Here is a 24545-nt window from a genome sequence, read left to right as displayed (position 1 = left end):
CATGAAGATCGGTCCGGTGGTCGCGAGCGCGGCCCTGCTGGCGGTCGTCGCCGCCTGCGGTTCCAGCGGCACGAGCGGCACGAGCGGCACGAGCGGCTCCACGGCGGAAGGGGGAGGCGGCGGCAAGGTGGGCATCGACCACCCGCGCGCCGACTCCGACTTCTGGAACTCCTACATGAAGTACGTCCCGCAGATGGCGACCGAGCTCAAGGCCGACCTGATGCCCGCCACCAACTCCCAGAACGACGTCTCCAAGCTGGTCAACAACGTGCAGGCGCTGGTCGGCCAGGGCGCCAAGGCGATCGTCATGGCCCCCCAGGACACCGGCGCCATCGCCAACACGCTCCAGCAGCTGGAGAACAAGAAGATCCCCGTGGTCACCGTGGACACCCGGCCCGACAAGGGCAAGGTCTACATGGTCGTCCGCGCCGACAACCGCGCGTACGGCACCAAGGCGTGCGAGTTCCTCGGCGAGAAGCTCGGCGGCAAGGGCAAGGTCGTGCAGCTTGAGGGCGCGCTCAGCTCGATCAACGGCCGCGACCGGTCCGAGGCGTTCAACGAGTGCATGAAGAGCAAGTTCCCCGGCATCACGGTGTTCAGCGAGCCGACCGAGTGGGAGGGCAGCAAGGCGGCGTCCATGCTCCAGACCCGCCTGGAGCAGAACCCGGACATCAAGGGCATCTATATGCATGCCGGCGGCGTGCACCTGGCCCCGACGCTGCAGGTGCTCAAGCAGAAGAACCTGCTGGTCCCGCCGACCGACCCCAAGCACGTCTTCGTGGTCTCCAACGACGGCATCCCGCAGGAGTTCGAGGAGATCCGCAAGGGCAACATCGACGCCACGGTGTCGCAGCCGGCCGACCTCTACGCCCGGTACGCGATCTTCTACGCCAAGGCGGCGGTCGACGGCAAGACGTTCCAGCCGGGCCCGACCGACCACGGCAGCAACATCATCCAACTGCCCAACGGCCTCGAGGACCAGCTCCCGGCGCCGCTGGTGACGAAGGACAACGTGGACGACCAGAATCTCTGGGGTAACCAGGTCAAGTGATGAAATATCACGTTGAAGCCCGAAATGTCGTCAAGCGTTTCGGCCCGACCACCGCGCTGAACGGCGCGGAGATCGCCATCGCCGAGGGCCAGACCCACGCCCTCGTCGGCCGGAACGGCGCGGGGAAGTCCACCCTCGTGTCGATCCTCACCGGGCTCCAGCGGCCGGACGAGGGCGAGGTGCTGTTCTCGGGCGAGACGGCGCCCGCCCTGGCCGACCGCGACGCCTGGCGGCAGCGCGTCGCCTGCGTGTACCAGAAGTCCACGATCATCCCGGCGCTGACGGTCGCGGAGAACCTGTTCCTCAACCGCCAGACCGGCCGCGGCCGGATGATCAACTGGCGGGCGCTGCGGGCCAAGGCGCGCGAGCTGCTGGACACCTACGAGGTGGACGTCGACCCGCAGGCGCTGGCCGGCGAGCTGGGCGTCGAGCAGCGGCAGCTCGTGGAGATCGCGCGGGCGCTGTCGTTCGGCGCCCGGTTCATCATCCTCGACGAGCCCACCGCCAGGCTCGACGGCCCGGCCATCGAGCGGCTGTTCACCCGTATGCGCTCGCTGCGCGAGCAGGGCGTCACGATGATGTACATCTCCCACCACCTGGACGAGGTGTACGAGATCTGCCAGAGCGTCACGGTCTTCCGCGACGCCCGGCACATCGTGACCCGGCCGGTCGCCGGCTTCCCCCAGGACGAGCTGGTCGACGCGATGACCGGCGAGGCCACGGCCGCCTACGAGTCCCGGCAGCGCACGCCGGGCGAGGCGGTCGTGTTGTCCGGCGCGGGCCTGTCGCTGACCGGCCGCTACCAGGACGTGGACATCTCGGTCAGGTCCGGCGAGGTCGTGGGCCTGGCGGGCTCGGCGAGCAGCGGCAAGGTCGGCCTGGCCGAGACCCTGGTCGGGCTGCGCAAGCCGGACACGGGCGTGGTCACGATCGACGGCACCCGGGTCAGGCCGGGCGACGTGCCCGCCGCCATGCGCGCCGGGCTCGGGTTCGTGCCCGAGGACCGGCACCACGAGGGTTTCGTGCCGATGTTGTCGGTGGGGGAGAACGCGACCCTGCCGATCGCCCACAAACTGGGCGCCTACGGCATCGTCTCGCCCGCGCGGCGCCGGGCCAGGGCCGTCCAGATGATCGAGAGCCTGGACATCAAGACCGAGGGGCCCGACCAGCCCGTCGGCGACCTGTCCGGCGGGAACGCGCAGAAGGTCGTGTTCGCGCGGGCGCTCGTGGACGACCCGAGGGCGCTGGTCGTGATCAACCCGACCGCGGGCGTCGACGTCAAGGCCAAGCAGGCCCTGCTCGGCGCGGTCGAGGACGCGGTCGGCCGGGGCGCGGGGGCCGTCGTGGTCTCCGACGAGCTCGACGACCTGCGCATCTGCGACCGGGTGCTGGTGATGTTCCACGGCAGGGTCGTCAAGGACGTGCCACGTGGCTGGACCGACCACGAGCTCGTGGCCGTGATGGAAGGCATACAAGAGTGACCACTTTGACTGCTCCGGCCCCCCGGCTGAGGCTGGCCAGGTTCCGCGACCTGACCCTGGTGCCGGTGATCCTGCTCCTGCTCGTCGTGGGCGCGTTCCTCGACCCGACCTTCCTGACGGCGGGCAACCTGACGAACGTGCTCCAGCAGCAGGCGGCGATCTCGCTGCTCGTGCTGGCCGAGGCGATGATCCTGATCGCCGGGAAGTTCGACCTGTCGCTGGAGTCGACGGTCGGCACCGCGCCCGGCATCGCCGTGATGCTGGCCGTCCCGGCCTCGGCGGGCGGGTTCGGCCTCGGGCTGCCCGGCTGGCTGGTGATCCCGCTGGCCCTGCTCGTGGGCGCGGCCATCGGCGCGTTCAACGGGTTCCTGATCATCAGGTTCCAGCTGTCGGCGTTCATCGTCACGCTGGCCATGCTGATCATCGTGGACGGCCTCCAGCAGGGGCTCACCCAGGGCAAGACGCTGTTCCAGCTCCCCGACTCGATGCTCTACCTCGGCAGCGCCACCTGGCTCGGCCTGCCCGCCGCCATCTGGATCGCCGCGGTGCTGTTCGCCGCCGGCGTCTTCGGCCTGACCTACCTCCGGCTCGGCCGCTCCCTGTACGCCATCGGCGGCAACGCCGACGCCGCCCGCGCCGCCGGCATCCGGGTGGACCGCGTGCTGTTCGGCGTGTTCGTGCTCGGCGGGATCCTGGCCGCCACGGCCGGCATCCTGGAGACCGGGCGTCTCGGCGCGATCGGCAACGAGATGGGCGACGGCTGGATCTTCATGGTCTTCGCCGCGGCCGTCATCGGCGGCGTCAGCATGGACGGCGGCAAGGGCACCGTCCTCGGCGCGCTGACCGGTGTGCTGGTGATCGGCCTGGTCCAGAACATCCTCACCCTCATCGGGGTCTCCGGCTTCTGGCAACCGGTCATCTACGGTGGCATCATTCTCATCGCACTGATCATCAGCAGGATCGCCGGCGGAAAGGCGCAGGACTGATGGAACGCCTCGCCCTGCGCACCAGGCTGCGGCCCGGATGCGAGGAGATCTACGACCGGGAGCACGCCACGATCCCGGCCGCCCTGGAGGCCGCCATGCGCGCCCACGGCGTGATCTCGTGGCGCATCTTCCGCGACGGCCTCGACCTGTTCCACTTCGTGGAGGTCGAGGACTACGCCGCGCTGCAGGCCGCGCTCAAGGACGACCCCGCCGACCAGGCCTGGCAGCGCCAGATGAACCGCCTGCTCGACGGCGACTTCGACAAGTCGGCGGGCGGCCTGCGCCAGGTCTGGGAGCTGACGTGATCGACCTGCCCCGCGTCGGCCTCGGCGGCGCCCCGCTCGGCAACCTCTACCAGGCGGTCTCCGGCGAGCAGGCGCGGGCCACGGTCGACGCGGCCTGGGACAGCGGCGTGCGCCTGTTCGACACCGCGCCCCACTACGGGCTGGGGCTGTCCGAGCGCCGCCTGGGCGCCGCGCTCGCGGAGCGGTCGGGTTACGTCCTGTCCACGAAGGTGGGTCGGCTGGTGGTGCCCGCGCAGGTGCGCGACGACGACGAGATGTTCGACGTCCCGGTCGGGCTGGGCCGTGAATGGGACTTCTCGGCCGACGGCGTGCGCGACTCCCTGGAGGACTCCCTGGCCCGGCTCGGCCTGCCGGAGATCGACATCGCACTCATCCACGACCCCGACGACCACCTGGAGCAGGCGCTGGCCGAGGCCTACCCGGCGCTGGCCGAACTGCGGGAGCAGGGCGTGGTCAAGGCGATCGGCGTCGGGATGAACCAGTGGCAGGCGCCGCTGCGCTTCGTCCGGGAGACCGGCATCGACGTCGTCATGCTCGCCGGGCGCTACACGCTGCTCGACCAGTCGGGGCTGCCGTTGCTGGACGAATGCGCCGAACGCGGCGTCCGGGTGCTGGCCGCCGGGGTCTTCAACAGCGGCCTCCTGGCCACGGCGGCCCCGTCCGGCACCTTCGACTACGCACCCGCGCCGGCGCACTTGCTGGACCGGGCCGCCCGGATCGCCGGCGTCTGCGAGCGCCACGGCGTCTCCCTGCCGCAGGCGGCCATGGCCTTCCCGCTGCGCCATCCGGCGGTCGCCTCGATCGTGCTGGGCGCCCGCGCGCCCGAGGAGGTCGTGGCCAACGCCGCGCTGTGGTCCCGTCCGGTCCCCGAGGAGCTGTGGCTGGAGCTGGCCGGCGAGGGCCTGCTGGGCTGACCGCGGCCGGGCCCCCGCCCGGCCGCCGTCCTCGTTCAGTGCACCTGGTTCAGTGCACCTGTACGGACGCGCCGAAGGCCAGCGCCACGTCCCACACCCGGGAGAAGACGATCACCCGGCCGCCGTCCAGCCCGCCGCAGGAGACCGGCTTGCTGATGGCCGACGTGATGCCCTGCGCCGCGACGTCGTCGAACCAGTTGGTGTAGGAGTAGACCGGGCCGCCGCTGTCGCCGTGGGCCACGGCGCAGCCGCCGACGACGCTCTTGGCCCTGACCATGTGCTTGACGTACTGCCCGTTCGTGTACGTGCCGCTCCACCCGGTCTCGGTCACCTTGATCAGGCAGTACTCGCCCAGCGACGCCCCCGAGTTGCAGACGAAGTTGCCGACGTACGCCTTCCACAAGGCGACCACCCGGTTGCTGGTCGAGGCCGCCGGACCGCCGTCGAAGACGTCGGCCGTGGCGTCGGCCAGGACGATCGCGGCGTCCCGCTTGGGCAGCCGCCACTGCAGGTCGCCCATGCGGTTCGCCGGGCTGCCCGAGCCGCCGCCGTCGTAGAAGGAGTCCCAGAACTCGCCGCAGTGGGCTGCGGTCAGGAAGCCGGGATTGCCGTTCTTGTCGTAGACGGCGAACCCCGAGCTGCAGCCGGAGCCGGTCCTGGCGTTCCAGGTCCGGCCGCCCGCGTAGTAGCTCGGGACGTCGTCCTGCCTGCTGTAGGCCGGGTCGAAGCGCTCGCCGCGCTCCAGCGTGATCGGCGCGGTCGCGCCGCCGGGCCGCTGAAGCTGGTCGGGGACGGTGTCCTCGTCCGGGACCGAGAGCCGCACGCCGCTCCCGTCGGCCTGCGGGGCGGCGCCCGTGACCTGCCCGGACTCGCTCCACTTGTCGGCCTCGGTGAGGAGGTCGGCGTAGGAGAAGGCGGACGGGAGCACGGAGACCGGGGCGGTCAGCCGGCCCTCGTCGACCACGGCCCGCACGGGCGCGGGCACCTGGCCCTTCCAGTACAGGCGGACCTCGTGGTTCTCGGGCGCGACGACCACGCCGCCGTACCCGTCGGAGGTCTCGGCCACGGCCGTGACGCGGTCGGCGACGGCGTTCAGCCGGGTCTGCTCGGCGAAGAGCGCGTCCCAGCTCGCGAAGCCGCCGGGGACCTGGCCGCGCGGGCCGGTCGAGTCCCTGGCCGGCGGCTTGCCTCCGGCGTCGGCGGACTGCCGGGTGAGGTCGGGGCCGGAGGCGGTGACCGCCGAGGCGGCTCCGGCGCCCAGGAAGGGCACGACGGCGCACGTCAAGATCAGCACCGTACGGCGTAAGCGGATGTTCTGCATGGATCCCCCCATGTCTGGATGAGGGGCCATCACAGCAGGCGATCCGGCACGCCTTCCGCGTCCAAGTACCGCCCCGCGCTGTGCTCTGCGGGCTTGCGGCCTCAGGAGGGGATGAACAGCCAGGACGTGGACGTGCCGGACTCGTAGCGGGAGTCCAGGCGTTTGGCCACCACGCCGGGCAGGCCCTGCTCGCGCGCCGCCTGCCGGACCGCGCCGGCCTCCCCGGGCCACGAGGGCGCTGTCTGCCAGCGGTGGCCGGCCAGCCCCAGTGACTCCAGGACGGCCCGCCGGTCGGCGAACGGCTCGTCCACCAGGGAGCGGCCCTCGTCGTACAGCAGGTCCTGGACGACCAGGATCTCGGTCCCGGCCAGCGTGACCACCTCGCCGTCCAGCACCGCCGTCCGGCTGCCGAACGACTCGGCCAGCGGGCGCAGCCAGGGATGCTCGCGGGCGGCCGTCGTGCGTCCGCCGTCGACGGGGACCAGGAGCCGGCGTCCGCCCCAGGCGAACTCGAAGGCGTAGGCGGCGGCGTCCCTGGGCGGCCGGGCGCGCTCGGTGGGCAGCATGGGCTCCACGTCGGGGAACGGGTCGCGGACGGGGGCGTCCATGCGGTGGATCATCCAGTTCTTGCCCCGCGTCCGGAACAGCACGAACCGCCCGGAGGCCCGCCGGCCGTGCAGGACGAACTTGACCTCGCGCTCGGACCACTTCTCGGTCTCGTACGTGCCGGTGTCCCAGACGGTCATGGTGCCGCCGCCGTACTCGCCCTTCGGGATCTCGCCGTGGAAGGTGAGGTACTCCATCGGATGGTCCTCGGTGTGCACGGCCAGGTGGTTGGTGCCGGGGTCGGCGGGCAGGCCCTTGGGGACCGCCCAGGAGGCCAGCACGCCGTCGTGTTCCAGCCGCAGGTCCCAGTGCAGGGACCGGGCGTGGTGCTCCTGGATGACGAACGCGGCGCCGCCACCGTCTCGGGGAGGGGTGGCGGGCACGGGCTCGGGGGTCCGGCTGGGGTCGCGTTTGCTGCGGTATCGCTCCAGTTTGTCGGCCACGACACGGTTACTACCCGGGGAACGGCCGCCGATCAGTCGAGGGCCTTGCGCAGCCACGCCTCCACGCCCGCCACGTGCACGGTGGCCCACGACCGCGCCACGTCCGGCTGGCGGGCGGCGATGGCCTCGTAGATCGCGGTGTGCTGCTCGCGGGTCTTCTCCATCGCGCCCTCCTGGGTGAGGCCGCGCCACACCCGGGCCCGAGTGGTCGGACCTGACAGGCTCTCGATGAACGAGCAGAGCACGCTGTTGCCCGACCCGCGCGCGATGCGCTGATGGAACTCCAGGTCGTTGGCGACCAGTTCCTCGACCGTCGGCTGCGCGGGCAGCGAGTCGAGGATGCGCCGCAGCTCCTCGATGTCCTCGTCGCGCATCAGCTCGGTGGCCAGGGCCGTCGCGGCCGGCTCCAGGATGCGCCGCACCTCGAAGAACTGGATCACCGTGTCGTCGCGGTGCAGGTCGAGCACGAACGACATGGTGTCGAGCAGCAGGTGCGGCTCCAGGCTGGTGACGTACGTGCCGTCGCCCTGGCGCACGTCGAGGACGTTGATCAGGGCCAGCGCGCGCACGGCCTCGCGCAGCGAGTTGCGCGACAGGCCGAGCCGCTCGGCGAGGTCGGCCTCCTTCGGCAGGCGGTCGCCCGGGGTCAGCTCCCCGGAGAGGATCATCTGCTTGATCTTGTCGATGGCCGCGTCGGTGACCGCCACACTCTTCTCCCTAGACATCGGATGTCTAGGAGTCTAGAGCCTGGAAGCGTACGGGATCGACGTTCGGGACGCGGCGGACCAGGCCCCGGGTCTCCAGCGTGCGCAGATGGGCCGCGGCCTCGCCGGCCGCCATGCCGCGCAGCACGGGGGCCAGGTCGTCCCAGGGCCGGTTCCAGGTCATCATCGAGGCGACCTCCCAGATGGTCAGCGGTCGCGACCGCTCGGCCATGAGGGTGCGCAACCGGATCAGCTTCTCCTCGTGATGGTGGCGGATCTCGGCGGCGCGCGCGGCAACATCGGGAAATATCCACTCGTGCGCCGGCAGGGCGTCCAGGGGGCCCAGCTCGCCGACCCGGTCGAGCGAGTCCAGGAAGTCGCCCAGCGGATCGATGTCGTCGCGGTCGTAGGGATAGATCCCGATGTGCGGGGTGATGTCGGGAAGGACGTGGTCGCCGGTGAACAGCCGGTCGGCGTCCTCCAGGTGCAGGCAGATGTGGCCCGGCGTGTGGCCCGGGGTGTGCACGGCGCGCAGCTTGCGGCCGGGCAGCTCCACCAGGTCGCCGTCGCGCAGCTCGCGGTCGGGCAGCGCGGGCGGCGTCGGCCGGGTGCCCATCGCCTCGCGCACCTCGCCGGGGCCGGCGCCGGCCCGCCTGAGCATGTCGGACTGGAAGCTCGCGTGCTCCTCCGCGGCGAACCGGTGCATGAGCCGGACCAGCGCCGCGTCCTCCTCGTGCATGGCGATCCAGGCCCCGGACGCCTCCTTGACCTGCCCGGCCAGCCCGGCGTGGTCGGGGTGGAAGTGGGTGACGACCACGCCGCTCACGGCCCCCACGTCGAGCCCGAGCGCGGCCAGGCCGCCGCTGAGCGCCTGCCAGGCGTCGGGGTGGTTCCATCCGGCGTCCACCAGCACCGGCCCGCGCGGCGACTCGACGGCGTAGACGAGGGTGTAGCCCAGCGGGTTGCCCGGGATGGGCACCGGCACGCTCCACACCCCGCCGCCGAGCTCCTGCGGCCGCTGTTCCGCGTACGGCCTGCGCCTGGTCTTCCCCACCGGTTCCCCCGATCGAGCACGTGCGTGTGAATGGTGGATCAGGCCAGGCGTTCGAGGATCGTCGCCGTGGCCAGGGCACCGCCCGCGCACATCGTGACCAGCGCGGTGGTGGTGTCGGAGCGTTCGAGCTCGTGCAGGGCGGTGGTGATGAGCCGGGCGCCGGTGGCCCCGACGGGATGGCCGAGCGCGATGGCCCCGCCGTTGACGTTGACCCGGTCGAGGTCGGGCTCGTGCACCGCGGCCCACGAGAGCACCACGGACGCGAACGCCTCGTTCACCTCGAACCTGTCGATGTCGCCCATGGTCATCCCGGCCGCCGTCAGCACCTTCGCGGTCGCCTCCACGGGACCGTCGAGATGATAGTAGGGCTCGGCCCCGACGAGCGCCTGCGCCAGGATGCGCGCCCTGGGCCGCAGCCCCTGCCGGCGGGCCTCCTGCTCGCTGGTCACCAGCACGGCGGCCGCGCCGTCGGAGATCTGCGAGGACGTGCCGGCGGTGTGCAGGGCGCCCTCGGCGACCGGCTTGAGCCCGGCCAGGCTCTCGACCGTGGTCTCGCGTAACCCCTGGTCCCTGCGGACGGAGCCGACGGGCACGATCTCCCGCTCGAACCGCCCGTCGGCCCAGGCCTTGGCCGCCAGGCGCTGCGACCGCGCGCCGAACCAGTCGAGCCGCTCCCTGGTCAGCCCGCGCCGCCGGGCGATGCGTTCGGCCGCGGTGAACTGGTCGGGCAGGTCGATGCTCCAGTCGTCGGGACGCGGCCGCGCGGGGCGCACGTTGCTGCCGAGCGGCGCCCTGCTCATCATCTCGACCCCGCATCCGACGCCGGCCTCGATGACGCCCGCCCTGATCATCGCCGCCGCCAGGTGCACGGCCTGCTGGGAGGAGCCGCACTGGGCGTCGAGCGTGGTGACGCCCGTCTGGTAGGGGAGGCCGGCGTAGAGCCACGAGTGGCGGCCGACGTGGCCGCCCTGCTCGCCGGCCTGCGTGACGCACCCGGCGAACGTCTGGCCGATCGTGGCCGGATCGATGCCGGCGCGCTGGATGAGGCCGTTCAGCGCGGCGGCCAGCACCTGCTGCGGCTTGAGCTCCGACAACCAGCCCGCCCGCTTGCCGATGGGCGTACGAACGGCTTCGACGATCACAGGTGTGCCCACAGTCGCCTCCAGAACGTTGCTCTGGCCGCGACTGTAACGCGTTCTACTTTCTGGTGGAAGCCTCGCTTCCGGCCGGGAACTCGGCACGCAGCCCGAAAGTGTCGAAAAGCCGCAGGTCAAAGAACATGGCGACGTGATTGACGCCTTCTTCGCGCAACGTCAGGACCATGATGGCGAAGCGGCGGTAGACGTCGTGCTCGCGGAAGTAGACGGCGAACGCGGGCTGGCCGTTGGCGGCCACGGGCAGCAGCCTGAGGTCGTGCGGCCGGCTGGCGGGGCACTGCGTGGAGACGAGCTCGCCGATCGCGTCGGGGCCTTCGTACCAGCCCACGTAGGGGGGCATCTCCCAGATCGCGTCTTTGGTGAACAGCGAGACCAGCTCGTCGACGTCGTAGTTCTCGAAGGCGGCGACGTAGCGGTCGAGCAGGTGTCGCTGCTCGGCGGAGAGCGGCTCGACCTGGTCGTCGAGGCTCGGCGAGACCTCGCTGAGCTGCGCGCGGGCCCGCTGCAGGATGCTGTTGACGGCCGCCGTGGACAGGCCGACCGCCTCGGCGACCTCGGCCGCCCGCCACCTGAGCACGTCGCGCAGGATCAGCACGGCGCGCTGCCGGGGCGGCAGGTGCTGGAGCGCGGCGACGAGCGCGAGCCGGATGCTCTCGCGCGAGGTCACGATCGAGGCCGGGTCGCCGGCCGCCTCGACCCCGGCCAGCGTGTCGGGCACCGGCTCCAGCCAGGGCACCTCGCCGTCCTGGACCAGCGGCTCGGCCGGCTCGGTGCTCGGGGCGCCGAGACCGGTGGGCAGGGGCCGCCGGCCGCGGCTGTCGAGCGCGGTCAGGCAGGCGGTGGTGGCGATGCGGTAGAGCCACGTGCGCAGCGACGACCGCCCCTCGAACCCGTCGTAGCCCCGCCAGGCCCGCAGATAGGTCTCCTGTACGAGATCCTCGGCGTCGTGCACCGAACCCAGCATGCGGTAGCAGTGTGCGAACAGCTCGCGCCGCATCGGATCGGCCAGCCGGAGGAAGTCTTCGCTCGTCGGCTTGTCGCTCATGCCCCCTGTATAGCTTCCGCCACCGACAAAAGCCGATTAGGGCATGACGGAGATGTCCGGAAGGGGCTAAATGTCGGCCAGGAGGCGGTTCGCGGCGGTCTCGATGCGCCGCTGGATCTGGTCGTACGTGCGCCGCCCGCGCAACATCTCCAGCAGCTCCTGCACCCACACGCTGGCCAGCGAGCCCGCGAGGTCGAGCTGCTCCTCGCCGGCCTGGTCGACGGTCAGCCCGTCGGCGGACACCCGCAGCAGCAGCCCGGTCATGCGGTCGCCGAACGGTGTCTGGACCTCGGCCATGATCAACGACCGGATCAGCGCGTCGGCCAGCTCCGGCTCGCGCATCAGCCCCCGGGTGGCCCGCATGAGCACGTCGACGGCCCGGCTGGCCGGCGTGGACGCCCCGGGCGGGCGGCGCTCGATGCTGCTCTCCAGCAGGTCGATCTCCTCGCCCACGACCGCCACGACCAGGTCCATCTTGGAGGGGAAGTAGCGGTAGAGCGTGCCCAGCGCCACGCCGGCGCGCTCGGCGACCGTGCGCATCTGCATCGCCTCGACGCCGCCGCGCGAGGCCAGCGCGGCGGCGGCCTGGACGATGCGCTTGCGGCGTTGGTGCTGGCTGCGGGTGCGGACGCTGCGACCGCCCGCCGCGGCGCGGCCCTCGGCGGCCCCCTCGGTGTCGCTGGGGGGCGCGGAGAATGACCCGGGCGAGGTACGCATAAGAACACGTTATCTGATTTCTCGGCAACGCGGCTTGTTACTCGCGAGTCACAAACAGGCCGTATCGGCCCATGTCTACGGCGTTACAGGACTATGTCGGAACATTGCTAAGAGGGCCGGTACTGGACAGATATTAGAATCTGTTCTAGTTTGCCATTCGGCTTACCTAGCGCTTGCTGGAGGCTCGATGATCGCGCAGACGCTGGCCGCCCTGCTCCTCGACCGGGCGCGGGACGACCGACCTGGGCTGATGTTCGAGGACGCGGTGTGGTCGTGGCGCGAGCACGTCGCCCGCTGCCGGGCGGCGGGGGCCTGGCTGAGCGGGCGCGGCACGGGGCTGCACGTGGGCGTGCTGGCGGAGAACGTCCCGGAGTTGCTTCTCGTGCTCGGCGGGGCGGCGCTCGACGGGCACGTGCTGGTCGCGCTGAATCCGACGCGCCCGGCCGGGGAACTGGTCCGCGACGCCCGCGCCACCGACGTGGACCTCCTGCTCTGGGACGCCCCCTTCGCCGCCACCGCCGCGACGGTCGCCGAGGCGCTGGGCGTGGAGAGCATGCCGCTGTCCCTGGTGTCGTCCCTGGGGGAGGACGGCGGGCGGGCCGGTGCGGCCGCGCCCGGCGACCTGGTGATGCTGATCTTCACGTCGGGGACCTCGGGGCGGCCCAGGGCCGTCCGGATCACGCAGCGCAAGCTGGCGCTGCCGGGGCTGAGCCTGGCCGCGCTGCTCACGCCCGCAGACGTCGTCTACTGCTCGATGCCGCTGTTCCACTCGGGAGCGCTGATGGCCGCCTACGCCCCGGCCGTGGCCTCGGGGGCGGCGCTGGCCGTGCGCAGGCGGTTCTCGGCCTCCGGCCTGCTGCCGGACGTACGGCGGCACGGCTGCACCTACCTGCACTACGTCGGCAAGGCCCTCTCCTACGTCCTGGCCACCCCCGAACGCCCGGACGACGCCGACAACCCCCTCAGGATCGCCTTCGGCAACGAGGGCAGCGCGGTCGCGACCAGGCGGTTCGGCGAGCGGTTCGGCTGCCGGGTGATCGACGCGTTCGGCTCCACCGAGACGGCCATCTCCTTCAGCCCGGACCCCGGCGCCCCGCCCGGCAGCCTGGGCAGGCTGGGCGCGGGCGTGCAGATCCTCGACCCCGCCACCGGCCGCCCGTGCCCGCCCGCCCGCATCGAGGGCGGCCGCCTGCTCAACCCGGACGAGGCCGTCGGCGAGCTGGTCAACACCGCCGGCCCCGGCCTGTTCGAGGGCTACTACAACGACCCGGACGCCGACGCCGAACGCGTCAGGAACGGCGCGTTCTGGTCCGGCGACCTGGCCTACGCCGACCCCGCCGGCCACGTCTTCTTCGCCGGACGCGGCACCGAACGCCTGCGCGTGGACGGCGAGAACCTGGCCGTCGCCCCCGTGGAGGCCGCCTTGCGGGAGTTCGGCGGCGTGGTGGAGGCGGCCGTCTACCCGGTGCCGGACGCGGCGGCCGGCGACCAGGTGATGGCGGCGCTGGTCATGGACGTCCCCTTCGACGCGGAGGCGTTCGCGGCGTTCCTGGCCGGGCGCACCGACCTGGGCCTCAAGTCCTTACCCCGCTATATCCGGATTTGTCGAGATCTTCCGCTGACCCCCTCCCACAAGGTCATCAAGCGGATCCTGGCCAGGGAGGCGTGGCGGACCGGCGACCCCGTCTGGTGGCGCTCGCCGTCCGGATTGCGCCCCCTGACCGGCGTGGACGTCAAGGCGATCGAGGACGAGTTCGTCGAGCACGGCAGGCACCACCTCTTGGAGAGCTGATGGATTTCAACCTGGACGAGACCCAGCAGGACCTGAAGAAGCTGACCGCCGAAGTCCTGGCCAAGCAAGGAGAGGGCGGCCCCGCGGCCGAGCAGGGTGCGGGCGGTTCGGCGGCCGAGGACGGGCTGTGGCGGGCCGGGCTCATGGGCGTGTGCGCGGCCGAGGAGGCGGGCGGCGCGGGGCTCGGCCCGGTCGAGATGGCCGTGGTGCTGCGCGAGGTGGGCGCGCGGGCGGCGGCCGTGCCGGCGTTGCCCGTCCTGGTGAGCACGCTGGCCCTGGCCCGGCACGGCAGCCCGGACCAGCGACGGCGGGTCACGCGCGGCACCCTGGCCCGGCGCGAGCCCGGCCGGGCGCCGGCCGATCCGCCCGCCACGGCCGCCCGGCGCGAGGGCGACGGCTGGTCGCTGACCGGGCGCAAGGTCGCGGTGCCCTACCCGACGGACGACGTCCTGGTCACCGCGGACGAGGGGCTGTTCCTGGTGGCCTCGCCGCCCGCGAGCCCCGAGTTCACCTCGACCGGCGAACCGGCCGCCACGGTCGTGCTGGACGGCACGCCCGCCGAGGCGGTGGCCGGCCCCGAGGCGGCCGCCGACGCCGGACGCCTGTTCACCGTGGCCGTCGCCGCGCAGGCGAGCGGCGTCCTGGCCGGGGCGCTCGACCTGACCACCGCCTACATCAGGACGAGACGGCAGTTCGGCCGGGCGCTGGCCGAGTTCCAGGCCGTGACCATGCAGATCGCCGACGTCTACATCGCCGGACGGGCCCTCGACGTGGCCATGTGGTCGGCGGCGTGGCGGCTGGCCGAGGGCCTGCCCGCCGACGAGGACGTGGCGCTGGCCGCGTTCCACGTCTGCGAGGCCGTCAAGGCGCTCTACACCTGCCAGCACCTGCACGGCGGCCTCGGGCTCGACGTCACCTACCCGCTGCACCGCCACTTCGCGCAGGCCAAGCACCTGTCCCACCTGCTCGGCGGCGCCGACGCCCAGCTCGACCTGATCGGAGCCCTCGTCTGATGCTGATCGACCTGACCCGGGAGCAGCGCGCGCTCCGCGACGAGCTGCGCGAGTACTTCCGCGGCTGCCTGACCGCCGAGGACCGCGCGAAGATCGCCGACGACCCGTTCGGCGAGGCGTACATGGAGCACTGCCGCCGGCTCGGCCGCGACGGCAAGCTCGGGCTGGGCTGGCCCAAGGAGTACGGCGGGGGCGGGTACGGCCCCCTGGAGCAGCAGATCTTCGCCAACGAGATCGCCCGCGCCGGCGTGCCGTACCCCATCATCACCGTGCAGACGGTGGGCCCGACCCTGATGCAGTACGGCACCCAGGAGCAGAAGGACCGGTTCCTGCCGCGCATCCTGGCCGGCGAGTGCCACTTCGCGATCGGCTACAGCGAGCCCGAGGCCGGCACCGACCTGGCCTCCCTGCGCACCACGGCGGTTCTGGACGGCGACCACTACGTCGTCAACGGCCAGAAGATCTTCACCAGCGGCGCGCACTACGCCCAGTACATCTGGCTGGCCGCCCGGACGAACCCCGAGGCCAAGAAGCACAAGGGCATCACGATGATGATCGCCGCCACCGACGACCCCGGCTTCTCCTGGACGCCGATCGTCACCATGGACGGCCGCCACCACACGAACTCCACCTACTACTCCGACGTGCGCGTCCCGGTGGACATGGTGGTGGGCGAGGTGGACCGGGGCTGGGACCTGATCGTCAACCAGCTCAACCACGAACGGGTCACCCTCGGCCCGGCCGGCAACCTCGGCCAGACCTACGACCGCTTCCTGGCCTGGGCCAGGCACGCAGGGCTGACCGACCATCCGGACGTACGCCGCGCCCTCGCCCGCGTGTGGGCCGCCTTCCGTACGAACGAGCTGCTCAACTGGCAGGTGGCGGCGAACATGGACCTCGGCTGGCTGGGCGCGCCCGACGCCTCGGCCACCAAGATCTACGGCTCCGAGCGCATGCAGGAGATCGGCCGGCTGGTCTGCGACGTCGTGTCCCGGTACGGCGACCCCGCCGACCCGGAGACGGCCGAGCTGGCCGAGCGCATGGACCACGGCGTCAAGGGCGCGGTGGTGCTGACGTTCGGCGGCGGGGTCAACGAGGTGCAGCGCGAGCTGATCGCGATGCTCGGCCTGAACCTGCCGAGGCCGCCGCGATGACCGACACGACGACCCCCGCGACGACCCCCGCGACGACCCCCGCGACAACCGGCACGACGACCACCGCGACGACTGACACGACGACCACCGCGATGACCGACGCGGAGCTGCACGAGCTGGCCGGCAAGCAGACGGCGATGGGGGAGCTGCGCGGCGCCCCCGCCGCCGACCCGGTGAACGCGCCCATGATCCGCCATTGGCTGGCGGCCATGGGCGACGCCAACCCGCGCTACCTGGAGGAAGGCGTGGCGCCGCCCGCGATGGCCCAGGTGTGGACCATGCAGGGGCCGGGCTCGCAGGCCAGGGACCGCTCGCCGGTGGACGACCTGCTGGCCGCGCTCGACGCCGCGGGTTTCACCGGGGTCGTCGCGACCAACTGCGAGCAGACCTACCACCGGTACGCCCGGATCGGCGAGCTGCTGACCCCCGCCACCCGCTTCACGTCGCTGGCCGGGCCGAAGCGCACCGCCCTGGGCGAGGGCTACTTCGCCACCTGGAACGTCACCTGGTACGGCGACGACGATCAGCCGGTCGCCGAGATGCTCTTCCGGGTGCTGAAGTTCCGCCCGAAGGCGCCCGCCCCGCGCGAGCGGGAGCCGTACCCGCTGCGGCCGGCGGTCAACGCGGACACCGCGTTCTTCTGGGAGGGGGCGCGGCACGGCGAGCTGCGCGTCCAGAGCTGCGCGGACTGCGGGGAGCTGCGCCATCCGCCCGGCCCGATGTGCCCGAACTGCCGCTCGGGGAACCGGTCGCACGTCGTCGTGAGCGGCCGCGGCACCCTCTACAGCTACGTCGTCCACCACCATCCGCCGGTGCCGGGGCGCGAGGTCCCGTTCGTGGTGGGCGTGGTGGAACTGCCGGAAGGAGTACGGATCGTGGGCAACGTCGTGGACTGCCCGGTCGAGAAGGTGGAGGTCGGGATGGCCCTGCGGGTGACGTACCGGTCGATGGACGACGAGCTCGTCCTGCCGATGTGGACGCCGGAGGAGCCGTGACCCCCGCCGCCGGAACGGCCCTGCCCGAGCTGGAGGTGGACCTGACGCCCACGACGGTGATCGCCACCGCCCTGGCCACCAGGGACTTCACCCCCGTGCACCACGACACCGCCAAGGCCCGCGCCCAGGGCTCGAAGGACATCTTCCTCAACATCCTCACCACCATGGGCCTGGTGGAACGTTATGTCACCGACTGGACGGGCCCGGAGGCGGTCATCACCGGCATCAACGTCAAACTGGGCGTCCCGGCGTACGCGGGGGACCGGCTGAGGTTCAGCGGCGTGATCGTCGAGCGCGACGGCGACCGGTACACCGCGCAGGTGCGCGGCAGGGTGAGCCTGGGCGACCACGCCACCGGCACCGTCACCTTCGTCCTGCCCGGGAGCGCGGGATGACCGGCGGGCGGGCCGCGATCGCGGGTATCGGGGCCACCGAGTTCAGCAAGGACTCCGGCCGGTCGGAGCTGCGGCTGGCCGCCGAGGCCGTGCTCGCCGCCCTGGACGACGCCGGGGTGCCGCCGTCCGACGTGGACGGCATGGTCACCTACACCCAGGACTCCAACCAGGAGATCGCCGTCGCCCGGGAGACCGGCGTGGGCGACCTCACCTTCTTCTCCCGCGTCGAGTACGGCGGCGGCGCGGCCTGCGGCACGGTCGCGCACGCGGCGATGGCCGTGGCCACCGGCATGGCCAGGACGGTGGTCTGCTACCGCGCCTTCAACGAGCGCTCGGGCCGCCGCTTCGGCCAGCCGAACGCCCGGCTGAGCGGGGAGCCCACCTCCCAGGGCCTGGAGATGAGCTGGCACGTGCCGTACGGGCTGATGACCCCGGCCGCGTGGGTCGCCATGTTCGCGCGGCGGTACATGCACGAGTTCGGGGCGACGTCGGAGGACTTCGGGCGGGTCGCGGTGGCCATGCGCAGGCACGCCGCCACCAACCCGGCCGCCTGGTTCCACGGGCGGCCGATCACGCTGGCGGAGCACCAGGCGTCCCGGTGGATCGTGGAGCCGCTGCACCTGCTCGACTGCTGCCAGGAGAGCGACGGCGCGGTGGCCCTGGTCGTGACGTCCGCCGAACGCGCGCACGACCTGCGCAGGTCGCCCGCGGTGATCACGGCGGCGGCGCAGGGGGCGGGCGCGGGCCAGATGATGATGACGAGCTACTACCGGGACGACATGAGCGGCCTGCCGGAGATGTCCGTCGTCGGCCGGCAACTGTGGGAGATGTCCGGGCTGTCCCCGGCGGACATCCAGACGGCCATCCTGTACGACCACTTCACCCCGTTCGTCCTGGCCCAGCTGGAGGAGCTGGGCTTCTGCGGACGCGGCGAGGCCCCCGGCTACCTGCGGGACGGCGGCATCGAGCTGGGCGGCCGCCTGCCCGTCAACCCGCACGGCGGCCAGCTGGGCGAGGCGTACATCCACGGCATGAACGGCATCGCCGAGGCCGTCCGGCAGATCAGGGGGACGGCCGCCAACCAGGTGGCCGGGGTGCGGAACGTCCTGGTCACGGCGGGGACCGGGGTGCCGACGAGCGGCCTGATCCTGTCGGCGTCGTGACGATTAGTTAACTAAAAGACACTCAGGGTAATTGTCACTGCATGAGCGGATTCTGGGGGATCCTGGCACAGCCGGAGTTGAAGATCGACTGGGCCAGGATGCCCACCTACAACACGATCATGGCGGTCGCCGCCGGCGTCGGGTTGCTGCTCGTGGTCTCCTTCGGCCGCCGGCTGCTCAGGGGCGACCCGCTGGAGCACGTGGACGGCTGGGCGCTGGCGTTCGGCGCGGTCGGGACGATCCTGGCGGTCACCGGGTTGCACATGACGCTCACCTGGCCGCTGGCCGGGCAGGGCTTCCCGTTCGACAACATCATCTTCGGGGAGCCCTCGCTGGCGTTCGGCGTGCTGCTGCTGGCCGCCGCGCTCTACCTGTGGAAACGCTGGGGCCTGAGCACCGTGGCGCCCGACCGGCGCAAGCTGGTGGCGCGCACGGCCGGGCCGATCTCGCTGTTCGTCTTCGCCATGGGGCTGGCCTGCTTCGGCATCGCGGCGGCGGGGTGGACGTACACGCTGTTCGCCGCGCCGCCGCAGGAGCCGATCTCGGGGGCCTTCGCCGGCCAGCCGCTGCTGGAGGCCACCTTCATCTCCGGCCTGTACGTGCTGGTCGGGGTGGGGGCGGTGCTGTTCCCGTTCGCGCTGCGGGCCAGGGGCGGCCCGGTCACGACCGTGACCGGGGTGTGCTGGGGGCTCGCCGGGGCGGCGTTCCTGCTGTTCGGCGCGCTGAACTACTTCACCCACATCGGGCTGATCGTCAACACCATGTAGGCGCTCATGGGCCCATGAACATCGGCACGGAGAAGAACACGATCATCGCGATGGCCACGCAGATCAGGAACCCGATCAACTCCCAGGCCCAGTCGTAGTGCCGCTCCCTGCGCCGCTTGAGCGCCTTCTTCTTCCTGGCCGCGGCCTTCTTCTTGCCCGCCGGCTGTTTGCGGCCGCCGGTTTTGGCGCCGCCTCTCCCCGGCGAGCGGGCCGGTTCTGCGCCGGGCTTGCGGCGGGAGGGTTCCTGGAGGTCGCGCGCGGGGTCCGGGTAGCGCGCCCGGTCAGCCTCCAGCTCGCGGGCGAGCTCGAAGGCGAAGTCCGCCGCGCGGCTGCGCCCGGACCCTGCCGCATCGGACCGAGCCGCATCGGACCGAGCCGCATCGGACCGAGCCGCATCGGACCGAGCCGCATCGGACCGAGCCGCATCGGACCGAGCCGCCTCCGACAGAGCCGCCTCCGACAGAGCCGGGTCGGACAGGGCCGGGTCGGACAGGGCCGAGGCGGGCGGGACCGGATCCGACAGGGCCGGGGCGGGTGTGGCCGGGGCGGATGAGGCCGGGGCGTGGGGTGGCTCGGGGGCGGGCATGCGGTAGACCGGTTCGGCGGCGGCCCGGGACCTCGGGGTGAACAGCGGCGCCGCCTCCTTGGCCGGCTGCTCCGCCGCCAGGGGACGCCGGGGAGCGGGGGCCGGCTCCGGACGCGCCGGGACGTCCCTGATCGCGGGCATCTCCTGGGTGATGGGCTCGTCGTCCAGCACGTCCGCGGGGATGGGCGCGGCCAGGAAGAAGGGCCGCTCCCCGGCCGGGGGAACGGCGGCCCCCGCCGGCCGGCCCTCGGCCGCAGCGGCGGGCGGCGCGGTGAAGTCACCCGTGCTGAACGGCCGTACGGACTCAGGCTGCGGGGGCTCGGAGGGCTGCGGGGGCGCGGGGGGCTGCGGCGGCTTGGGCAGGAACGGTCGTACGGCCGCCGCCCGCGCGGCCGGGTCCCGCAGCGGCCCCATCGAGTCCAGCGCCCCGAGCGGGTCGCGCAGCTTGGGCATCGGCGCGGTCGTCGCCTCGTGCACGGACGGCCGTCCGGCGGGCGGCGGCGTGAGCAGGTCCGCCGGGAAGATCCCGGTGCTGGTCGCCGGGTCGGCCTCGGCGAGCGGCAGCGGCCACTGCGGCGGCGCCGGCCAGAGCGGCTTGACGAACAGCGGCGCGGGCTCGGCCGGCACCGACCCCGCGACGTGCACCCGCAGGACCGCGGGCGGCTCCGGCCAGGGCAGACGTCCCAGGACGTCCCGCAGCGGCGCGACCGCGAGCGCGCCGTACACGTCGGCGACCGGCTTCGGCACCCGCCCGCCGGCCAGCGCGGTCAGGGCCATGTCCAGGACCTCGCGGAACCGGTGGCCCGCGCCGAAGGCGAGCTCGTCGGCGGTGTCGGGGGCGACGTCGAGCACCCAGGCCAGCTCGGCCCGGCTCAGCCCGCACACCGCGCACAGCACCAGCACCTCGCGCTGCTGCGGGCGAAGCTCGCGCAGCACGCGCTCGACCAGCGCCGAGGCCGGGTCGATGAGCGGGTCCACGACGGGCGGGGCGTAGACGACGTCCCGCCGGCGGATCTGGCGGCGGGCGTAGGCGTACAGGGCGGCACGGGGCGGGGCGACGTCGGGGACGCCGGACAGCACGGACGCCAGGACGTCGGACGCGGTGCCCGGATCGCCGAGCTGGTCGGCGCAGTACGCGAACAGCCCGGCGGCATGGCGGTCGTAGAGCTCTGCGATCAGTTCTGTGTGGGGGCGCTGACCGGTGAGCGGCTGGGACACGGGGCCGATCCTCTTGCTAAATGTGCGGACGCTGAGGTGAGGGGTACGCGTCTGGAGTTTGTGGAGGTAATCATGCCAACTCACCCAGGCCCGGCGCACCACTTGATCGGAAATTCCGGTAAATCTCCCTGGTCAGTGAAACGTTTAAGCCGATCCCCGTGGGGACACAGGGGTGAGGGTCGCCGTAGTCTTGTGGGCCACCGAGATCATGCGGCGGTCGTGGCAGGGGGGCCGCGGCCCTGCCATCGAGCGAGAGGTCACGCGTGATCACATTCGACGCTGTCACCAAACGCTATCCAGACGGCACCACCGCCGTGGACGCCCTCTCCCTTGAGGCGCCCACCGGCGAGATCACCGTGCTGGTGGGCCCCTCGGGCTGCGGGAAGACGACGTCCCTCCGGATGATCAATCGCATGATCGACGCTTCCGAGGGACAGATCCTCCTCGACGGGGTGCCCGTGAGCGGCATCGACCCGCCCACGCTGCGCCGCGGCATCGGGTACGTCATCCAGCAGGCCGGCCTCTTCCCGCACCGGAAGATCGTCGACAACATCGCGACGGTCCCGTACCTGCTGGGCTGGGACAGGAAGAAGGCCCGCGCGCGGGCCATGGAGCTGCTCGAACGCGTCGGCCTGGACCCGGCCTTCGCCGGCCGCTATCCCTTCCAGCTCTCCGGCGGGCAGCAGCAGCGCGTGGGCGTGGCCAGGGCGCTGGCCGCCGATCCGCCCGTGCTGCTCATGGACGAGCCGTTCAGCGCGGTCGACCCGATCGTCCGCACCAGCCTCCAGGACGAGCTGCTGCGGCTGCAGGCGGAGCTGAACAAGACCATCGTGTTCGTCACCCACGACATCGACGAGGCGATCAAGCTCGGCGACCGGGTGGCCGTGCTGCGCGTGGGCGGACGGCTGGCCCAGCTCGCCGACCCCAAGACGCTGCTGTCGGAGCCGGCCGACGACTTCGTCCGCGAGTTCCTGGGCCACGACCGGGGGATCCGGCGGCTGCAGTTCATCTCCACGAAGGGGCTGCGGCTGCGTACCGACCTGACCGTGCGCGAACGGGCTGCGAGCGACGAGCCGTGGTTGCTGGTCGTGACCGACGACAACAGGCCCCTGGGCTGGTTCGCCGGGTCGCGGCCCGACGAGCTGGAGCCGTACGGGACGTTCGTGCTCGGCCGAGACTCGATGCGCTCGGCCCTGGACGCCGCGCTGCTGTCGCCCTCCGGCTGCTCGGTCGCCGTGGACGAGGACGGCAGGGTCGTCGGCGTGGCGACCAGGGAGGCCCTGGACGAGGCGCTGGCGGAGGCCGCCGATGCGTGAGGGTCCGCCCAGCATCTGGGAGTGGATCGCGCGCAACTGGGACACCGGCCGCGCCGACAGCATCAGGAACCTGCTGACCGACCACCTGACCATGTCCCTGGTGCCGATCCTGGCCGCGCTGGTGCTGGCGTTGCCGCTCGGGCTGGCCTGCGTGCGCTGGCGGTGGCTCTACCAGCCCACCTCGGGCCTGATGAACGTCGTCTACGCGCTGCCGTCGCTGCCGGTGTTCATGTTGCTGATCTCGGTCACCGGGCTGTCGCAGACCACCGTGATCATCCCGCTGACCTTCTACGGCATGGCCGTGCTCATCCCGGCCGTGGTCGACGGGCTGAACTCGGTGCCCGACCACGTGCGCCAGTCGGCCGTCGCGATGGGCTTCACGCCCATGCGCCGCCTGCTGCAGGTCGAGCTGCCCATCGCCACGCCGGTGGTGCTGGCCGGGCTGCGCGTGGTCGCGGTCTCCAGCATCAGCCTGGTCAGCGTGGGCGCGCTGATCGGCCAGGGCGGGCTCGGCGGGCTGTTCACCCGGGCCTACCAGAACCCGTTCATGCCGCCGGTGGTCACCGGCATCGTGCTGATCGTCGCGCTGGCGCTGGTCGCCGACGGCCTGCTGGTCCTGGCCCAGCGCCTGCTCACCCCCTGGGTGCGCGCGCGGAAGGGGACGTCGTGAGCTGGTTGAGCTCGTTCTTCGGCTGGCTGGCCGACTTCTTCGGCACCGGGGCGAACTGGGCCGGCCCCGACGGCATCCCGGCGCGGCTGCTGGAGCACCTGGAGTTCTCGGCCCTGGCGCTGGTGCTGGCGATGCTGATCGCGGTGCCGCTGGGGCTGGCCATCGGCCACACCGGCAGGGGCGAGGTCGTGGTCGTCATCTCGGCGAACCTGGCCAGGGCGCTGCCGACGCTCGGCCTGCTGGTGCTGTTCGTGCTGCTGCTCGGCACGTCCTCGATCTGGCCGGTGATCATCCCGCTGGTGCTGCTGTCGGTGCCGCCGATCCTGGTCAACACCTACGAGGGCATCAAGGGCGTCGATCCGGAGCTGCGCGACGCGGCGTACGGGATGGGGCTGCGCGGCGGGCAGGTGCTCGGCCGGGTGCTGGTCCCGGTGGCGCTGCCGCTGATCCTGCTGGGGCTCAGGCTGTCGGCGATCCAGGTGGTCTCCACCACGACGGTCGCGGCGTACACGGGGCTCGGCGGGCTCGGCCGGTTCGTGATCGACGGTTTCGCCACCAAGGATTATGCGAGCGTTGTGGGGGGTTCAGTACTGATTGTGCTGTTCGCGCTTGTCGTGCAGATCGTGTTCGCCCTCATCCAGAGGGTGACCGTTTCGCCGGGGGTGAGCCAGAGACTGAAGGTTCGATAGTCTCCGGTATTACCTGCCGCTTTAGAAGGGAAATTCAGAGATGAGACGCATGATCGGCACCGCGGCGGTGCTCGTGTCGGCGACGCTGGCGCTGGCCGCCTGCGGTGGCGGGAGCGGCGGTGGGGGCAACCCGCTCGACACCACGAGCGCGGCGCCCAGCGGGTCGGCCGCGGCGGCCGGGGGCAAGGCCGTCATCGGCTCCTTCGACTTCGACGAGAGCGTGCTGCTCGCGTCGATCTACGCCCAGGCCCTTGAGGCCAAGGGCGTGCAGGTCGAGGAGAAGCCGCGCATCGGCAGCCGCGAGGCGGTCTACGACCAGGTCAAGAACGGCGGCCTGACCATCGTTCCGGAGTACAACGGCAACCTGCTGGCCTTCGTCGACCTGAAGAACACCGCCTCGACGACCGACGAGGTCAACGCCGCGCTGAAGGAGAAGCTCCCGGCCGAGCTCGAAGTGCTCGACTCCTCGCCCGCCGAGGACAAGGACAGCCTCTCGGTCACCAAGGACACCCAGACCAAGCAGTCGCTGAACACGATCGAGGACCTGGCCAAGGTCTCCAAGAACATGGTCGTCGGCGGCCCGCCCGAGTTCAAGAAGCGGTGGGAGGCGCGCTTCAAGGAGGTCTACGGGCTGGAGTTCAAGCAGTGGGAGCCGAAGGGCCCGGCCACGGCCGACGCCCTGAAGGACGGCTCGATCCAGGTCGGCAACGTGTTCACCACGGACCCCAAGATGCTGGCCAACAACCTGGTGCCGCTCCAGGACACCAAGAACATCTTCCCCGCCCAGAACGTCACGCCGCTGCTGTTCAAGGCCGGCGCGAACGACACGATCCGCACCACGCTCAACGGCATCTCGGCCAAGCTGAGCACCCAGTCCCTGCTCGACATGATGCAGAAGATCTCCGTCAACAAGGACGAGCCCGCCACGGTGGCCAAGGAATGGCTGACCTCCAACGGCCTCGCCTGACGCCCGCGGCGGGGGCCTCCGGCCGGAGGTCTCCGC

General features: G+C 71.9%; 24 protein-coding genes. 16 read left to right on the top strand and 8 right to left on the bottom strand.

The genetic code is table 11. The annotated features are described in order from the left end of the window. Position 1 precedes the first annotated feature (1 nt). From AB0J71_RS25550 to AB0J71_RS25530, 5 genes are read left to right on the top strand one after another with little or no spacing between them, the layout of a single operon-like run. The gene (locus AB0J71_RS25550) at positions 2-1051 is read left to right on the top strand and encodes a sugar ABC transporter substrate-binding protein (protein WP_364416365.1); all 1050 of its coding nucleotides are present in this window, start codon (positions 2-4) and stop codon (positions 1049-1051) included. Further along, on the top strand, positions 1051-2532 hold the full coding sequence (locus AB0J71_RS25545; protein WP_364416362.1) for a sugar ABC transporter ATP-binding protein: 1482 nt from the start codon (positions 1051-1053) through the stop codon (positions 2530-2532). The genes AB0J71_RS25550 and AB0J71_RS25545 overlap by 1 nt, the downstream gene beginning before the upstream one ends. Continuing rightward, positions 2529-3518, top strand: a complete 990-nt coding sequence (locus tag AB0J71_RS25540; RefSeq protein ID WP_352324030.1) for an ABC transporter permease — start codon at positions 2529-2531, stop codon at positions 3516-3518. Before AB0J71_RS25545 ends, AB0J71_RS25540 begins: the two co-directional genes overlap by 4 nt. After that, on the top strand, positions 3518-3823 hold the full coding sequence (locus tag AB0J71_RS25535) for an L-rhamnose mutarotase (protein ID WP_352324031.1): 306 nt from the start codon (positions 3518-3520) through the stop codon (positions 3821-3823). The genes AB0J71_RS25540 and AB0J71_RS25535 overlap by 1 nt, the downstream gene beginning before the upstream one ends. Continuing rightward, positions 3820-4737, top strand: coding sequence for an aldo/keto reductase (locus AB0J71_RS25530; protein ID WP_364416360.1), 918 nt, complete (start codon positions 3820-3822; stop codon positions 4735-4737). The genes AB0J71_RS25535 and AB0J71_RS25530 overlap by 4 nt, the downstream gene beginning before the upstream one ends. 49 nt (positions 4738-4786) lie before the next feature. On the opposite strand, the gene AB0J71_RS25525 is transcribed toward AB0J71_RS25530, so the two are convergent. From AB0J71_RS25525 to AB0J71_RS25495, 7 genes are all read right to left on the bottom strand, one after another. Then, entirely contained in the window at positions 4787-6058 is a 1272-nt protein-coding gene (locus AB0J71_RS25525; RefSeq protein WP_352322008.1) for a S1 family peptidase, read from the bottom strand. A gap of 101 nt (positions 6059-6159) precedes the next feature. Next, positions 6160-7107, bottom strand: a complete 948-nt coding sequence (locus tag AB0J71_RS25520) for a DNA polymerase ligase N-terminal domain-containing protein (RefSeq protein ID WP_364416358.1) — start codon at positions 7105-7107, stop codon at positions 6160-6162. Positions 7108-7139: 32 nt separating this feature from the next. Then, complete coding sequence (locus AB0J71_RS25515; protein ID WP_352322012.1) at positions 7140-7814, bottom strand: FadR/GntR family transcriptional regulator; 675 nt, start codon at positions 7812-7814, stop codon at positions 7140-7142. 25 nt (positions 7815-7839) lie between these two features. Beyond that, positions 7840-8865: an MBL fold metallo-hydrolase gene (locus AB0J71_RS25510; RefSeq protein ID WP_364416356.1), complete on the bottom strand. Its 1026-nt coding sequence runs from the start codon at positions 8863-8865 to the stop codon at positions 7840-7842. 38 nt (positions 8866-8903) lie between these two features. Beyond that, positions 8904-10019 (bottom strand): steroid 3-ketoacyl-CoA thiolase, encoded by a 1116-nt coding sequence (locus tag AB0J71_RS25505; protein ID WP_364416354.1) that lies wholly within the window; start codon positions 10017-10019, stop codon positions 8904-8906. Positions 10020-10062: 43 nt separating this feature from the next. Then, complete coding sequence (locus tag AB0J71_RS25500) at positions 10063-11067, bottom strand: sigma-70 family RNA polymerase sigma factor (protein WP_352322017.1); 1005 nt, start codon at positions 11065-11067, stop codon at positions 10063-10065. 66 nt (positions 11068-11133) lie between these two features. Next, the gene (locus tag AB0J71_RS25495) at positions 11134-11784 is read right to left on the bottom strand and encodes a TetR family transcriptional regulator (protein ID WP_352322019.1); all 651 of its coding nucleotides are present in this window, start codon (positions 11782-11784) and stop codon (positions 11134-11136) included. Between the two features lie 187 nt (positions 11785-11971). Here AB0J71_RS25495 and AB0J71_RS25490 point away from each other — a divergent pair, with 187 nt between their 5' ends. The 7 genes from AB0J71_RS25490 to AB0J71_RS25460 are packed head-to-tail and all read left to right on the top strand — an operon-like array spanning position 11972 to position 19063. Further along, positions 11972-13576: an AMP-binding protein gene (locus AB0J71_RS25490; RefSeq protein ID WP_364416352.1), complete on the top strand. Its 1605-nt coding sequence runs from the start codon at positions 11972-11974 to the stop codon at positions 13574-13576. Beyond that, entirely contained in the window at positions 13576-14589 is a 1014-nt protein-coding gene (locus tag AB0J71_RS25485) for an acyl-CoA dehydrogenase family protein (RefSeq protein ID WP_352322023.1), read from the top strand. The genes AB0J71_RS25490 and AB0J71_RS25485 overlap by 1 nt, the downstream gene beginning before the upstream one ends. After that, a complete protein-coding gene (locus tag AB0J71_RS25480; RefSeq protein WP_352322025.1) occupies positions 14589-15743 on the top strand; it encodes an acyl-CoA dehydrogenase family protein in 1155 nt (384 codons plus the stop codon). Before AB0J71_RS25485 ends, AB0J71_RS25480 begins: the two co-directional genes overlap by 1 nt. Further along, on the top strand, positions 15740-16738 hold the full coding sequence (locus AB0J71_RS25475) for a bifunctional MaoC family dehydratase N-terminal/OB-fold nucleic acid binding domain-containing protein (protein ID WP_352322027.1): 999 nt from the start codon (positions 15740-15742) through the stop codon (positions 16736-16738). Before AB0J71_RS25480 ends, AB0J71_RS25475 begins: the two co-directional genes overlap by 4 nt. Next, positions 16735-17133, top strand: a complete 399-nt coding sequence (locus AB0J71_RS25470; protein ID WP_364416350.1) for a MaoC/PaaZ C-terminal domain-containing protein — start codon at positions 16735-16737, stop codon at positions 17131-17133. The genes AB0J71_RS25475 and AB0J71_RS25470 overlap by 4 nt, the downstream gene beginning before the upstream one ends. After that, positions 17130-18296: a lipid-transfer protein gene (locus AB0J71_RS25465; RefSeq protein ID WP_352322030.1), complete on the top strand. Its 1167-nt coding sequence runs from the start codon at positions 17130-17132 to the stop codon at positions 18294-18296. The genes AB0J71_RS25470 and AB0J71_RS25465 overlap by 4 nt, the downstream gene beginning before the upstream one ends. 41 nt (positions 18297-18337) lie before the next feature. Continuing rightward, positions 18338-19063 (top strand): DUF981 family protein, encoded by a 726-nt coding sequence (locus AB0J71_RS25460; RefSeq protein WP_352322032.1) that lies wholly within the window; start codon positions 18338-18340, stop codon positions 19061-19063. 4 nt (positions 19064-19067) lie between these two features. On the opposite strand, the gene AB0J71_RS25455 is transcribed toward AB0J71_RS25460, so the two are convergent. Continuing rightward, a complete protein-coding gene (locus AB0J71_RS25455) occupies positions 19068-20867 on the bottom strand; it encodes a sigma factor-like helix-turn-helix DNA-binding protein (protein ID WP_364416348.1) in 1800 nt (599 codons plus the stop codon). 263 nt (positions 20868-21130) lie between these two features. Here AB0J71_RS25455 and AB0J71_RS25450 point away from each other — a divergent pair, with 263 nt between their 5' ends. Genes AB0J71_RS25450 through AB0J71_RS25435 form a run of 4 tightly spaced genes read left to right on the top strand, consistent with a single transcriptional unit; the run spans position 21131 to position 24509 of the window. Then, complete coding sequence (locus AB0J71_RS25450; RefSeq protein ID WP_352322036.1) at positions 21131-22183, top strand: ABC transporter ATP-binding protein; 1053 nt, start codon at positions 21131-21133, stop codon at positions 22181-22183. Then, positions 22176-22853 carry an ABC transporter permease subunit gene (locus AB0J71_RS25445; protein WP_352322038.1) on the top strand — a complete coding sequence of 226 codons (678 nt, stop codon included), beginning with the start codon at positions 22176-22178 and terminating at the stop codon, positions 22851-22853. The genes AB0J71_RS25450 and AB0J71_RS25445 overlap by 8 nt, the downstream gene beginning before the upstream one ends. Then, positions 22850-23542: an ABC transporter permease subunit gene (locus tag AB0J71_RS25440; protein WP_352322040.1), complete on the top strand. Its 693-nt coding sequence runs from the start codon at positions 22850-22852 to the stop codon at positions 23540-23542. Before AB0J71_RS25445 ends, AB0J71_RS25440 begins: the two co-directional genes overlap by 4 nt. Positions 23543-23582: 40 nt before the next feature. Beyond that, the gene (locus tag AB0J71_RS25435; protein WP_364416346.1) at positions 23583-24509 is read left to right on the top strand and encodes an ABC transporter substrate-binding protein; all 927 of its coding nucleotides are present in this window, start codon (positions 23583-23585) and stop codon (positions 24507-24509) included. Positions 24510-24545 lie beyond the last annotated feature (36 nt).

It is taken from the genome of Nonomuraea sp. NPDC049637 (genome assembly GCF_040675235.1).
GTDB lineage: Bacteria > Actinomycetota > Actinomycetes > Streptosporangiales > Streptosporangiaceae > Nonomuraea.
This window is presented reverse-complemented; position numbering and strand designations above follow the sequence as displayed.

What these genes read in the sequence shown, in the direction of transcription:
- AB0J71_RS25550 (WP_364416365.1), top strand. Translation starts at nt 2, where the DNA reads ATGAAGATCGGTCCGGTGGTCGCGAGCGCGGCCCTGCTGGCGGTCGTC.
- AB0J71_RS25545 (WP_364416362.1), top strand. Translation starts at nt 1,051, where the DNA reads ATGAAATATCACGTTGAAGCCCGAAATGTCGTCAAGCGTTTCGGCCCG.
- AB0J71_RS25535 (WP_352324031.1), top strand. Translation starts at nt 3,518, where the DNA reads ATGGAACGCCTCGCCCTGCGCACCAGGCTGCGGCCCGGATGCGAGGAG.
- AB0J71_RS25525 (WP_352322008.1), bottom strand. Translation starts at nt 6,058, where the DNA reads ATGCAGAACATCCGCTTACGCCGTACGGTGCTGATCTTGACGTGCGCC.
- AB0J71_RS25500 (WP_352322017.1), bottom strand. Translation starts at nt 11,067, where the DNA reads ATGAGCGACAAGCCGACGAGCGAAGACTTCCTCCGGCTGGCCGATCCG.
- AB0J71_RS25495 (WP_352322019.1), bottom strand. Translation starts at nt 11,784, where the DNA reads ATGCGTACCTCGCCCGGGTCATTCTCCGCGCCCCCCAGCGACACCGAG.
- AB0J71_RS25490 (WP_364416352.1), top strand. Translation starts at nt 11,972, where the DNA reads ATGATCGCGCAGACGCTGGCCGCCCTGCTCCTCGACCGGGCGCGGGAC.
- AB0J71_RS25485 (WP_352322023.1), top strand. Translation starts at nt 13,576, where the DNA reads ATGGATTTCAACCTGGACGAGACCCAGCAGGACCTGAAGAAGCTGACC.
- AB0J71_RS25480 (WP_352322025.1), top strand. Translation starts at nt 14,589, where the DNA reads ATGCTGATCGACCTGACCCGGGAGCAGCGCGCGCTCCGCGACGAGCTG.
- AB0J71_RS25475 (WP_352322027.1), top strand. Translation starts at nt 15,740, where the DNA reads ATGACCGACACGACGACCCCCGCGACGACCCCCGCGACGACCCCCGCG.
- AB0J71_RS25465 (WP_352322030.1), top strand. Translation starts at nt 17,130, where the DNA reads ATGACCGGCGGGCGGGCCGCGATCGCGGGTATCGGGGCCACCGAGTTC.
- AB0J71_RS25460 (WP_352322032.1), top strand. Translation starts at nt 18,338, where the DNA reads ATGAGCGGATTCTGGGGGATCCTGGCACAGCCGGAGTTGAAGATCGAC.
- AB0J71_RS25445 (WP_352322038.1), top strand. Translation starts at nt 22,176, where the DNA reads ATGCGTGAGGGTCCGCCCAGCATCTGGGAGTGGATCGCGCGCAACTGG.
- AB0J71_RS25435 (WP_364416346.1), top strand. Translation starts at nt 23,583, where the DNA reads ATGAGACGCATGATCGGCACCGCGGCGGTGCTCGTGTCGGCGACGCTG.